At 43.0% G+C, this 12,854-nt stretch carries 8 protein-coding genes and 1 pseudogene; 4 read left to right on the top strand and 5 right to left on the bottom strand.

The genetic code is table 11. From position 1 onward, the window contains the following. Positions 1–117 precede the first annotated feature (117 nt). A complete protein-coding gene (locus AABK37_RS04350; RefSeq protein ID WP_432550372.1) occupies positions 118–1,749 on the bottom strand; it encodes a transglutaminase domain-containing protein in 1,632 nt (543 codons plus the stop codon). A gap of 363 nt (positions 1,750–2,112) precedes the next feature. On the opposite strand from AABK37_RS04350, the gene AABK37_RS04345 reads away from it, so the two are divergent. After that, positions 2,113–4,971, top strand: coding sequence for a cation-translocating P-type ATPase (locus AABK37_RS04345; protein ID WP_432550371.1), 2,859 nt, complete (start codon positions 2,113–2,115; stop codon positions 4,969–4,971). Here AABK37_RS04345 and AABK37_RS04340 read toward each other — a convergent pair. Then, positions 4,968–5,114, bottom strand: coding sequence for a hypothetical protein (locus AABK37_RS04340; protein WP_432550370.1), 147 nt, complete (start codon positions 5,112–5,114; stop codon positions 4,968–4,970). The genes AABK37_RS04345 and AABK37_RS04340 overlap by 4 nt on opposite strands. 131 nt (positions 5,115–5,245) lie before the next feature. Between AABK37_RS04340 and recF the strand changes: the two genes are divergently transcribed. Together recF and AABK37_RS04330 are read left to right on the top strand one after the other, a co-directional pair. Beyond that, a complete protein-coding gene (recF, locus tag AABK37_RS04335; protein ID WP_432550378.1) occupies positions 5,246–6,373 on the top strand; it encodes a DNA replication/repair protein RecF in 1,128 nt (375 codons plus the stop codon). Between the two features lie 226 nt (positions 6,374–6,599). Further along, entirely contained in the window at positions 6,600–7,013 is a 414-nt protein-coding gene (locus AABK37_RS04330; protein WP_432550369.1) for a hypothetical protein, read from the top strand. Between the two features lie 414 nt (positions 7,014–7,427). Here the strand turns inward: AABK37_RS04330 and AABK37_RS04325 are convergent. After that, a pseudogene (locus tag AABK37_RS04325) lies at positions 7,428–7,877 on the bottom strand (MgtC/SapB family protein); the annotation flags it as partial. A 287-nt stretch (positions 7,878–8,164) separates the two neighbouring features. Here AABK37_RS04325 and AABK37_RS04320 point away from each other — a divergent pair. Next, the gene (locus AABK37_RS04320; RefSeq protein WP_432550368.1) at positions 8,165–10,516 is read left to right on the top strand and encodes a putative PEP-binding protein; all 2,352 of its coding nucleotides are present in this window, start codon (positions 8,165–8,167) and stop codon (positions 10,514–10,516) included. A 102-nt stretch (positions 10,517–10,618) separates the two neighbouring features. On the opposite strand, the gene AABK37_RS04315 is transcribed toward AABK37_RS04320, so the two are convergent. Together AABK37_RS04315 and AABK37_RS04310 are read right to left on the bottom strand one after the other, a co-directional pair. Beyond that, complete coding sequence (locus AABK37_RS04315; RefSeq protein WP_432550367.1) at positions 10,619–11,431, bottom strand: hypothetical protein; 813 nt, start codon at positions 11,429–11,431, stop codon at positions 10,619–10,621. Positions 11,432–11,482: 51 nt separating this feature from the next. Continuing rightward, on the bottom strand, positions 11,483–12,652 hold the full coding sequence (locus AABK37_RS04310; RefSeq protein ID WP_432550366.1) for a hypothetical protein: 1,170 nt from the start codon (positions 12,650–12,652) through the stop codon (positions 11,483–11,485). Between the last annotated feature and the right edge of the window lie 202 nt (positions 12,653–12,854).

Below are 12,854 nucleotides of genomic sequence, written 5' to 3'. Positions count from 1 at the left end.
TCTCTACAGAGTTCAAAAGTATTTCCTTCTTCTTTTTTTTTGTTTCTTTGTGTTTCGGCACTCCTTTTCACCCGCGAAGACGAGAAGAACGCGAAGGTAATAAATAGTTATAGGTTGCTAAAAAGGCGGTAATTCTTCAAGAATCGTAAACTGAATGTGATTAATCGCCAAATCACCGATCGCCACATCTTCTTTAGTTAAGCGTGTACCTTTACTGCTCAAACTTTCAAAGGTGATACCTTTGCCTATTTCGATATGATACCAACATAAGCCCATAAAAAAGCGTGTGGGATAAGGACCGCGATTACCAATATCATCAGGATTTGATTCCATTGGCAACCAGCCAAAATTCGGAACGTAGAATTCTAACCAAACGTGATTAAAGTCAGGTTGTAGCGGGACATTTTTATGTTCGCCCATAGGAGGGCATTTATAGCGCCCGACAGTGCGACAGGGAATATCATTTAAACGGCATAAAGCAAGCAATACGCCGACATATTCCCCACAAGAACCAACACCGCGTTCTAAAACTATATCTGGCGTGTCAATGTATGGTTTGATGCCATATGATAATTCGTCGTAAACGTAATTGCGGATATTGTACATTTTCCGCAGCAAATTGGTTTCTGAAGCAACTGCATCACGGGCGGCGCGGCGGACTATGGTAGTATCCATTGCTAAGTCGTCATCATCTACTAAATAACGACCTTGAAATGGTAATTCTTCGGGAATATCTTCTACATCTTTGGGTGTGATGCGATACTTAATGCCCCGAACTTCTAAAAGTGCTTTCCAGCCAAATATATGTCGTTCACCTGGGGTGAGGGTATCAAGTTTAAATACTGCCACACGTTGTCCGTCTTTCTCTTCTTCTATGAAAGGCAAACCAATCGGTTCAATGTGTTTTACTCTTTGACGGTCAGTTTCTGAGGGTAAAGCAATTCGCCATTCTACATCTTGTAAATACACCTCTTCTAACGGAGAAATTTCTTCAGCATAAGACATTTCTATCAAATAGCCGTTAGAAAGGGCGTAGCGCTTATCTGGCTCATAATGATAATACAGCGGGTGAATAAAAGTGCGATCGCGATAGGTCAATTCATAATTCGGGTCAGCATTTGGATTATCCCGAATATACGGCTCCTCTGAGGCATAAGCGACGAAAAGCGTTTGGGAGCCTGTTTCGCCATTTTTATGTAAAGCGATGCCTGTAGGACATGCAAACGGCGTTAACACGCTAAATTGAACTTCTCCGGTAGCTCTGTCGATGCAGTAAACTGTTTGCTCTATCGTGTCGCTAACCCAAAGAGTTTCTTCACTTACTACCAAATTTTCCACGCCAACGCCAGGAGCATAAAATCTAGTAATCTCTTTTCGCGTCTCTCGGTCAAAAATCAGAATACTGCCTAACTTTTGGCAGCTGACATAAACGGTTGATTCCCAAACAGCAACGCCGTCAGCGGGATAGGGTAATGTAACAAAATGCTCTAAACCTAAAGAATTTAGGTTACACAAATAAACACTGTTATCCCGTGTTACCCACAGGGTATCTGACCACACAGCAAGACCTGTCACATCCCTAAATTCCCTGACTTGGTGGGAATTGAGAATTTTGGTATTGTCGGAGCTCGGATCGATTTGCAGTAGATGCCCTTTGGGGGTGTCGATCGCGATGAGTGTATCCTGGATAAAAGCTATGCCACATAAGGCAGCAGCACTAAGCGGTCGAATTGTTCTTTGGCTAAACATTTAACGAGAAAGGAGGGGAGGGGGGGAGGGGGAGTAGGGAGCAGGGGGAGCAGGGGGAGCAGGGGGAGCAGGGGGAGCAGGGGGAGCAGGGGGAGAAATATTTCTTCTTTCTGCCCTTTACCCTTTACCCTTTACCCTTTCCCCCTCCTCAAATTGCCCAATGCCCAATTCCCAATGTGTTTATTCAAACTTTTTTTCAGTAATAAAACATAATACATTTTCACAAGAAAAATTAGCGAATCTCAGGAATTACACTTATACTGTGACAACCAAGCAACAGCCTGAACGTAACTTTAGTTGATGTTTTATCGCCATCACTAAGATTATGATCGAATTTTGTAACCATTTCCTGTGACCAACACGATGTCTGCTAATTCTCTGCCCGAAGGTGCCCCCGTTTGGCATAGTTTAGAAGTTAATAAAGCGTTAGACCTGCTCGATAGTAACGCAGACTCTGGCTTGACGCCCCAAGAAGTAGAACAGCGATTGCAGAAATACGGCACCAATGAACTAGAAGAAACTGGGGGTCGTAGTGCCTGGGAAATCCTACTTGATCAGTTCAAGAACATTATGTTGTTGATGCTGATTGCTGTAGCCTTGATTTCTGGAGGTTTAAGCTTCCTGAATTGGCAATCGGGGAACCTCAAGCCGGGTGAAATACCATTTAAAGACACGATCGCTATTTTAGCGATTGTCATCCTCAATGGTATACTCGGCTATGTCCAAGAAAGTCGTGCCGAAAAAGCCCTCGCAGCTCTGAAAAAACTTTCTTCTCCAAATGTGCGAGTTATCCGCGATCGCAAACTCCTTGATGTCGCCGGCAAGGATATTGTACCTGGAGATGTGATTCTCCTAGAAGCTGGGGTGCAAATAGCCGCAGATGGACGCTTAATCGAACAGTCTAATTTGCAAATTCGAGAGTCGGCACTAACGGGCGAAGCAGAAGCTGTAAATAAACAGGCTGTATTAACTTTACCGGAAGAAACATCATTAGGCGATCGCCTGAATTTAGTCTTTCAAGGTACAGAAGTTGTCCAAGGACGTGCCAAAGTTCTGGTAACGAATACCGGAATGACAACAGAACTTGGGAAAATTGCCGCTTTGTTGCAGTCGGTAGAAAGTGAACCGACACCTTTACAGCAACGGATGACGCAATTAGGTAACGTTTTAGTTGCTGGTGCTTTAATTTTAGTGGCGATCGTCATTGTCGGTGGTGTCATCGCCGCTAGAGGTTTTAGCAACCTCCAAGAACTTGTTGAAGTTTCTTTAAGTATGGCAGTCGCGGTAGTTCCCGAAGGTTTACCCGCTGTAATTACCGTCACTTTGGCTCTGGGAACTCAGCGGATGGTGAAGCGAAATGCTTTGATTCGCAAATTGCCAGCTGTAGAAACTTTGGGGAGTGTCACCACAATTTGCTCTGATAAAACTGGCACCCTAACTCAAAATAAAATGGTGGTGCAATCAGTTTATACCAATAACTCGTCTTTTCGCGTCACCGGTGAAGGATACGCCCCTACAGGCGATTTTCAGTTAAACGGTCAAAATGTTTCTCTAGATCAACATCCAGAAATTCCGGCAATGCTTGTCGCCTGTGCCGTTTGTAATGATTCGGTGCTGCAACAAGAAAAAGGGCAATGGACAATTTTAGGCGACCCGACAGAAGGTGCATTAGTCACGCTTGCCGGAAAAGCAGGTATTGAAAAAGACCAATGGGGTAGTAAATTACCGCGAGTTGGTGAGTTTCCCTTTTCTTCCGAACGCAAGCGGATGAGCGTGATTGCTCAAGTTGAGGAAGTATCAACAGGAGTATCGCCATTGACAGCGGTCGATCCAGCGATCGCTCACATGTTAAATCAAGAACGTTACTTAATGTTCACCAAAGGCTCACCAGAGTTGATTTTGGCACGTTGCACCCAGATTTATTTGGGCGATAAGTCAGCAGCTTTAACCGACGCGCAACGCAAGCAAATTCTCGCCGAAAATGATAACATGGCGAGTAAAGGTTTACGGGTGTTAGGTTTCGCTTACAAACCCTTGACAGAAGTACCACCAGAAAACTCAGATGAGACATCCGAGCAACAATTAGTTTGGCTGGGATTGGTGGGAATGCTGGATGCACCGCGCCCAGAAGTGCGGGCAGCTGTGCAAGAATGTCGGGATGCGGGAATACGTCCGGTAATGATCACCGGCGATCACCAGTTAACAGCAAGAGCGATCGCTGCCGATTTAGGAATTGCAAAAGAAGGGGATAGAGTCCTCATCGGTCAAGAATTGCAACGCATGAGCGACCAAGAACTAGAGCAAAATGTAGACTTGGTGAGCATCTACGCACGAGTAGCCCCAGAACACAAATTGCGAATTGTGCAAGCATTGCAGCGTCGGGGTCGATTTGTGGCTATGACGGGCGATGGTGTCAACGATGCCCCCGCCCTCAAACAAGCTGATATCGGTATCGCGATGGGCATCACAGGCACTGATGTCAGTAAAGAAGCCAGCGACATGGTATTACTCGATGACAACTTTGCCACAATTGTTGCTGCCACCAAAGAAGGTAGAGTCGTATATACCAACATTCGCCGCTTTATTAAATACATCTTAGGTAGTAACATTGGCGAAGTTCTGACAATTGCCGCTTCACCGTTACTCGGTTTGGGTGGTGTTCCCCTGACACCGTTACAAATCTTATGGATGAACTTGGTAACAGACGGTTTACCAGCTTTAGCGTTAGCTGTGGAACCTCCAGAACCAGACGTAATGCAGCGTCCACCTTTTAGTCCTCGCGAAAGTATTTTTGCCAGGGGATTGGGTTCTTATATGATTCGGATTGGGATTATCTTTGCTATAATCTCGATTGCTTTGATGTGGTGGGCTTACAATCATACCCATGCCGCTGGTTATCAAGGCGATCGCGAAGCTTGGAAAACAATGGTATTTACGACATTGTGTATCGCGCAAATGGGTCATGCGATCGCGATTCGCTCCAACAGCCGACTGACGATAGAGATGAATCCCTTTTCTAATATCTTTGTATTGGGAGCGGTGGTTGTAACAACAATTTTGCAGTTGATGTTAGTATACGTCCCACCCCTGCGAGCTTTCTTTGGTACTCACTATCTCAATTTACAAGAATTAGGGGTTTGCATCGGCTTTAGTGCGTTAATGTTTGTCTGGATTGAAGCAGAGAAAATTTTCTTTAGATTAATGGGTAAGAAAGTCGTTTAGGAGGAGAGGGGGAGAGGGGGAGAGGGGGAGAGGGGGGGACAAGGAGACAAGGAGGACAAGGGAGACAAGGAGGACAAGGGAGATAAGGAGACAAAAAGACAAGGAGACAAGGGAGATAAGGAGACAAAAAGACAAAAAGACAATGAGAATAATTCTTCTTTCTCCCCATCTCCCCATCCCCCCCTCTCCCCATCTCCCCATCCCCCCATCCCCCCATCCCCCCCTCTCAAGAACTCCCCCCCTCTCCCCATCCCCCCCTCCTCCCCTCTGTTCTATGTTCCTCAAATCGATTCACCTGAGACAATTTCGCAACTATAAAGAGCAGCAGGTTGATTTTACTGCTGCGAAAACGATTTTGGTGGGCAATAATGCTCAAGGAAAGTCGAATTTGTTGGAAGCGGTGGAGTTATTGGCGACATTGCGATCGCATCGAATGGCACGCGATCGTGATTTAATTCAAGATGGGGAAATTGCATCTCAAATTAACGCGACTTTACAGCGACAAACTGGTGTAAGCGATTTAACTTTAACTTTACGTCGCAATGGTCGCCGCACGGTAGCTCTTAATAGCGAGAATTTGCGGCGTCAGATGGATTTTCTCGGTGTGTTGAATGCGGTGCAGTTTTCTAGCTTAGATTTGGAACTGGTGCGCGGTGGTCCGGAAAACCGGCGCAACTGGTTAGATACGCTTTTAATTCAACTTGAGCCGATTTACGCTTTTATTTTGCAGCAATACAATCAGGTGTTGCGACAGCGGAATGCTTTTTTGAAACAAAATCAAGACTCAGCACTCAGCACTCAAGACTCAGAACTTGCTTTGTGGGATGCACAATTAGCTACCACGGGGACACGAGTAATTAGAAGACGCGATCGCGCTTTACAACGATTAGCACCGATTGCTCAAGCTTGGCACGCTAGTATTAGCGGTAGTACAGAAATTTTACAAATTAATTACGTTCCTAGTGTTACTTTAGAGCAAAACCATCCAGAACAAATACAGCAAGCTTTTTTAGAAAAAATTCAGCTTCGAGCGATCGCTGAACTTCGTCAAGGCACAACCCTTGTCGGTCCCCACCGCGACGAAGTAGAATTAACTATCAATCAAACACCCGCTCGTCAATACGGTTCTCAAGGTCAACAAAGAACGCTAGTACTAGCTTTAAAACTAGCAGAATTACAACTAATTGAAGAAGTCGTTGGAGAACCACCACTGTTATTACTTGATGATGTTCTTGCTGAGTTAGATCCATCCCGGCAAAATCAATTACTTGATGCCATTCAAGACCGTTTTCAAACTTTAATTACTACAACTCACCTCGGTTCTTTTGATTCTCAATGGTTAAATTCCTCGCAAATTCTTTTCGTTAAAGCAGGAGAAATATCATCCGCACCCGCTTTTTAGGAGCGTGAAAATAATAAACATTCTTTCGTAGTAAGCACTACCCTACGGGAAAGCTCCGCTAACAGCGCTTAAAATCAAAGTTCTGAGCGGTTTACCGCTCACTACGAAAGCACAATGCCCAACTAACGTATATTTTCCGAAGTAACTTAGAAATTGCTGTAGTAATATGTATATGATAAGTAAAAAATATTACTTTTTTACCTGAAATTTCCTGACGGTTCAAAACATGCCTAAAAGCAATTATTTTGTCGAAAAAAATGAAATTGCATCCTTAGGTGCATCATTGCGAAGAATTGAGCAAAAGATACTTAAACAAAGTAAAGAAGGAGATATTAGCAGAGTTTGGTTCCAAGGAGAAGAACCCTATTTTGATATTTTTTTTGAATTAAAAAACGATGAAATAGCCTGGTTTCAATTTACTTTACGCGGTAGATCGCTTTCTTGGGATAGCAAAACACCAGGCTGGCAAACAGGCACTACCAATGAATTAAAAATAGATGATGTGAGTTTTTATGCAGCTAGTAAAACCATTGAAAATGATACTAAACTCGACAGTGAGTTTATCAATTTAGTACAGTCAATTCTGGAAACTAGAGCAGAAGAAACTGTTTTTGCTAAAGCACTCGCTTTGTTTAATTAGTTAAAATTTAAATGGCATAAAGTTATTTATTATCTGAAAAAATCATGCGCTTGTTTATAATTCGCGCCCGCATGTATTTGAAGGATTTAAACCCCACTATGAACAGGACTGCACAGTAATTACTAATTCCTAATTATCAAATTACCAAATTTATCAATTATGAATTATTTTCCACCTTTTTAATTAGGAATTATGAATTATAGCAGTTCCCATTCAGATGCGGTACAACATTATATCGTCGCGTGTAGGGGCACGGCACTGCCGTGCCCCTACGGGTGTACCTCACGTAACCGAGAATTGCTATAATAATTATTAATTATCTTGATTTGTGTCTGTACGCTCATTTTCCTCAATTGGGGAAATTCGCAGCAAAGAAATATCTTCCTGTTCGCGGTTGGTTTTTAAGTAATAACGTTTTTCTAATCTTTTAAAAAGGTTGAGAACCAAAAAAGTCAGGACAACAGCAATTAATCCTAACTGCCATAAACCACAGCCAGCGACAATTCCCAAAGCAGCGGAAACCCAAATAGCTGCTGCCGATGTCAATCCGTGAACTTCAGGATGCTGTGATTTTTCGGAAGATTCACGTAAAATTTCTCCTCCACCAATAAATCCTACACCAGCTGTAATTCCTTGAATGGTGCGACTAAGAGAATTATTATCTGGTTGAGTGGCATTTGTGAGTAGAGGTATGAGAGTAAACACCGCTGAACCAAAACATACCAACATATGAGTTCTTAAACCGGCGGGTTTGCGCTTGAGTTGGCGTTCTAAGCCAATAACTGCCCCAAAAAGCAAAGCGAGGCATAGCCGGAAAGTGATATTTAGCCAATCATCGGGCAAAAGATAGTTAGTGCTTAACAATGCTTATATATTTACAGAAAAAATAATCTTATATTCTACTTTAATTATTAATATACTCGCATGTGCAACTATATAAATTAACTAAACCCCTTTTTGTCGGGGTGCAGGAGGAAGAACGAAGGTAATGAGTAGATGAAATCTGACAAACTACCAGGATAGGAATGAGCGCAAATCGTCGTCACCATTGAATTTACGTAGGGGCAATTCATGAAGAGTCCCTTACAAGACTTTAGTCCTACAGAAGATGATGCCCGTGGTTACATGACAACTGACAATTAGCAATTTGAGTGGATAAACTCTACTGGCTTGACCAAATTAAACTGCAAGACCGTGCCAAAGTTGGTGATAAAGCGTTTCACTTGGGCAGAATTATGCAGCGTGGCTACCCCGTGAAGCCTGGTTTTATAGTGGGTGCGTCAGTTTTGCGGCAATTTCTGGAAACTCTCAATAGTTCAGAGGCATTAGTCGCCGATTTGCCTTATTCTTCGTTACACCTAGATGTGGATAATTGGCGTCAATTGCAACAGGTGGCTGGTCACTTACATCAAGAAATTATCGCGGCGACTGTACCATCAAAGTGGGTGAATAAAATTCTCGAAGCAGCTAAGGAATGGAAAACTGCGTGTTTAATTTTTCGACCTAGTGTAGCGATACCGACTGCAACGCATCAAGTAGGGAATATATCTGGGTTGCTGGAGTCGCAAATTTGCCGTTGTGATTGTGAAGCGATCGCTTTGGCATTAAAAACCACTTGGAGTCAATTATTTCGTGCCAAAAGTTTACTATATTGGCAACGAACCGGAATTGACCTGCGACAAATTAATTTAGCAGTTTTGGTGCAACCGATTGAAAATGCACTCGCTAGCGGTTTACTCAATTCCAACTCAAGAGGATGGGATATTGAAGCAACCTGGGGATTGGGAATATCACTGCAACAGGGGGAAGTGCAGCCGGATGTTTACTACATTCAACGAGAAACCGGCGTTGTCAAAGAACGACAACTGGGCAATAAAATGCTTGCTTATCGTCTTGATGATACACCAGCCGATTCTTTGGCGCTAGATAATACTTTGGTGGCAGATTTGCTTAAGTCATCTCAACAAAAACAGTACGCTTTAAAAGAAGAATATTTGCAACAATTAATTGAACTGGCGAATCTACTTGAAAATGACCTCGGTACAAATTATACCGTTGAGTGGACTATTTCTGAGGAATTTCCAACCCCAAAGCTTTATCTGACAAAAGTTAGCGTTCCTCAATTTGCGGTTTCCAATACACACTTTCTCAAGGGAATAGGAGCGGGGACTGGTCGTGTGACAGCGACTGCTTATGTAGTAAATTCGCTTTTATCATCAGAACAACTACCATTAGGAGTGATTTTAGTCGCACAAGCGATCGCTCCCGATTGGCTACCTTTCATGCAAAAAATCGTCGGTATTATCACTGAACAAGGGGGATTGACTAGCCATGCGGCAATTCTTGCCAGAGAGTTGGGCATCCCAGCAGTAGTGAACGCAAAAGATGCTACAGCTTTAATTCAAACAGGTGCGAATCTACTTTTGGATGGTGATAGAGGAGAAGTTTATCGCGTGAGAAAAGAAGATGCAGAAAGTCAGGAAGTTCCCCTTATTACCCAAGCGACACCAAAGCACAAAGCGCAATCTCAACTGGGCAACTTCACAACCGAACCTTTAGTCTCTGATTCCCCTATCCTTTTGTCAGCGCACCTACCCATGATTGCTACACAGTTGCTGGTTAATTTAAGTCAGCCCAGTTTGATAGAGCAGGTGCAAAGTTTGCCTGTAGATGGGGTAGGATTGTTACGCTCAGAATTGATGGTGTTAACAATACTTGAGGGGCAACATCCTAATAGTTGGCTTTCTAGCGGACGTAAGGCAGAATTATTAGAGCTATGGTCTGAGCAAATGATGCAGTTTGTTCGTGCTTTTGCACCACGACCAGTTTTTTATCGCTCTTTAGATTGGCGATCGCACGAATTGACATCATTTAGTTCTAATGTACCATCTTCGCAACAATCGATGTTAGGTGAGCGTGGCACTTTTGCTTATTTGCAAAATTCCGCAGTTTTTGAATTGGAACTTGAAGCAATAGCTGCAATACAGCAAGCAGACTACAACAATATCCATTTAATATTGCCTTTTGTTCGCACTGTGGAAGAGTTTTCTTTTTGTCGTCAAAAAGTTGAGTCAGCAGGGTTAACTCAAAAGCCACAATTTCAACTTTGGATTATGGCAGAAGTGCCAAGCGTGCTATTTTTACTGCCAGAATATGTGAAAGCAGGTGTACAAGGAATTTCGATTGGTACAAATGACCTAACTCAACTACTGTTAGGAGTAGATCGAGAACAAGGAGAGTTAGCGTCTTCATTTGATGAACGACATCCGGCAGTGATGAGTGCTGTAGCTCAACTAATTAAGATGGCAAAATCTGCGCGGATTCCTTGCTCAATCTGCGGACAAGCACCAGCGCTGTATCCAGAAATTATTGATAAGTTGGTAGAATGGGGGATTACGTCTATATCTGTGGAACCAGAAGCGGTATCGAGGACATATCAAGCGATCGCTCGTGCCGAACAAAGAATAATTTTAGAAGCAGCACGGAGAATGGGGAATCGGTAATGGGGAGACAAGGAGACAAGGAGACAAGGGGAAAGGGGAGAAGCCAATGCCCAATGCCCAATGCCCAATTCCCTATTACCAATTCCCAATTCCCAATTCCCTTTATTTAACGTAGCCAGTTTCGCGCAAAAACTTACGTACTTGGGCAAAGTATTTAGAGCGATCGCTTCCTTGATAAACTTGCTCTACCTGCTGCCAAGCTTCCTTTCCTTGACCTAGCATATATTTATCTGCCAAATATGCGGCTAAAAATCCCTTGCCGTCATCACCTTCTTTTTTGGCTTCCAGATAAGTTTGCCAATTCTCAGAGGCATGTTTGGCGATTGATTTGGGATAGCGTCTGGTAACATCAATCATTTTACCTTGGCGATATTGCCAAATTTGCAACGGGTAGCCAGAAGCGGCATAAGATGTAAAAGCATAGGCAAAGCGATCGTCTCGACTTTCAAATTCTGATAATCCGTCTTTGTCTAAATCTTTGAGTTCATAGCCAGCATTACCCCATTCATGGCGTATTTGAGTGTATTGCTTAGATGTGCTGTTGTAACGATAAATTAATGAATAAACACAACAGTGCGCTCCGCCTGTAAAGAAATCGGCGATTACTTCTGGTTCTTTGTTGCCGTCTAAGTCTACCACAGGCAACTTTAGTTTTCCAGCCAGACTACCTGAAGGGCGATCAAATTCACTTTCTTGCGGCAGTTTTTTATCCAAAATTGTTTTACCTGCCCGGATAATTTTCAACCTAACATTTTTATACTGGTATTCCTGGGGTTTGTCGTAGGATATTTCTGCCCGCACATTGCCTGATTGTCCGGTGATAGTTTCTGCCGTTGCAGAGTTGGCAAACATTGCCACATTCAAAAGAGTTAAAGCGATCAGAGATTGACTGATAAAGCAACGAATATCATTCATAAATGGTGTTGTATATAACTTGTTTATCTTTATACAACACCATAAACACAATCAATATCGGAAAATTGCCGCCGCATGTGCGCCATTTGGCACTTTTTCCGGCTCAACGGTGTAAACCGTACCACTATTTAAAAGCGTATGAATCGCGGCAAAATCTAACATATCCTCGTCGTCTGGCTCTGGTTCTGGGTGTAAATCCACACTCATGCTATCCGGATCGAACTTACCCCATATTTGCTGCCCTACAGGTACAAACAAAGAATCAACTCTTTGGTAATAAGCTGCTGAAATGATTTCTTTGATATCACTAGAAGCTTTACCAGTTCCCTCCCCAGCTAGTTGCTGATAAAGTTCCATTGCATCCTTCTGTGCCTGAGAAAACATAGGTTCCACGATTTGCCAAGCATCTTCGTGCAATTCTTCTGCCTGGAAGACTTCTGGTCTGCGAGTAATGCCTTCTTCTACCAAATGCGGATAAGTATTTGCCTCGCGGTAAATCGGGTGGAGATACTCAACTCCTGCCAAAACTAAAGGTGCTTTTTGATTTCGCAGTTTCTCGTGCAACGGGGCATCAATAGCGTGAAAGAATTGCAGAATGTCTTTCTGATGCTCATCCCTGTCGGGACTTCCCTGCCCGTGAAACGAACCAGGCTGAGAAAAAGAATTTGAGGTTCCCCCTTTTGATGTGGCAATCCGAAATTGACCGTCTTTAGCAGTTTCGTCATATTGAAGGGCTTCATCGAGGCTCTTAGGCATATTTTTTACCTCTACCTCATTGATGCTGTAGCGTGTTCCCTCAAAAAACTTGATATCCTTTTGGCTCAAAGCTAGGACATAAAAGCGTCCATCGTTGTTAACCAGATGTAGCAATGGCTTGAGGTGGAATTGGTCGCTAACAACCACTAATTCTTGAAACTCCATCGGCAGTTGGTAGTAGCGAAATACATTTGGAGAAACAAAAATTACCAATCCGTGGTCTTGATTTTCCCAAAACTCAACCGTATCAAGTTCCTTGGCTGGCTGGAGAAAATCTACAGCCTCAGTGTGACGAGACTTTATTGTATCTAAGCGTTCTTCCGCTTCACGAATTAAATTTTTGAAGCGAATTGGGTTTTGTCGAACTTCTGGTCCCGCTTTTACCATAGGCATGTATAGAGATACACATGGATTTTGTGGGTTTTCTACTAAACTTTTTAGTTCATCAATAGACAATAGCGCCATATTAAACTCCGATGCTAGTTAATCAAAGCAGAGCAGTCTAGATTCATTTCAAATCTAGATGCGCTTTGCTGCATCTTTCTTTTGATAAGAAATTACCCGTCACATCCCACTTCTTTAGATGGAGGACATGACGGGTACAGAGGTGAATGAGTTTTTATTTAATATTCTGTTATTGCTTACTGCCGATATTTAAGCATTGCGT

It is taken from the genome of Tolypothrix sp. VBCCA 56010, from assembly GCF_050875635.1.
Taxonomy (GTDB): Bacteria; Cyanobacteriota; Cyanobacteriia; order Cyanobacteriales; family Nostocaceae; genus Hassallia.
The sequence above is the reverse complement of the archived record's forward strand: the minus strand, read 5'-3'. Positions and strand labels throughout refer to the sequence as shown.

Bases quoted from the DNA above. Each gene is read 5' to 3' on its own strand.
- AABK37_RS04350 (WP_432550372.1), bottom strand. From the start codon at position 1,749: ATGTTTAGCCAAAGAACAATTCGACCGCTTAGTGCTGCTGCCTTATGT.
- AABK37_RS04345 (WP_432550371.1), top strand. From the start codon at position 2,113: ATGTCTGCTAATTCTCTGCCCGAAGGTGCCCCCGTTTGGCATAGTTTA.
- recF (WP_432550378.1), top strand. From the start codon at position 5,246: ATGTTCCTCAAATCGATTCACCTGAGACAATTTCGCAACTATAAAGAG.
- AABK37_RS04330 (WP_432550369.1), top strand. From the start codon at position 6,600: ATGCCTAAAAGCAATTATTTTGTCGAAAAAAATGAAATTGCATCCTTA.
- AABK37_RS04315 (WP_432550367.1), bottom strand. From the start codon at position 11,431: ATGAATGATATTCGTTGCTTTATCAGTCAATCTCTGATCGCTTTAACT.
- AABK37_RS04310 (WP_432550366.1), bottom strand. From the start codon at position 12,652: ATGGCGCTATTGTCTATTGATGAACTAAAAAGTTTAGTAGAAAACCCA.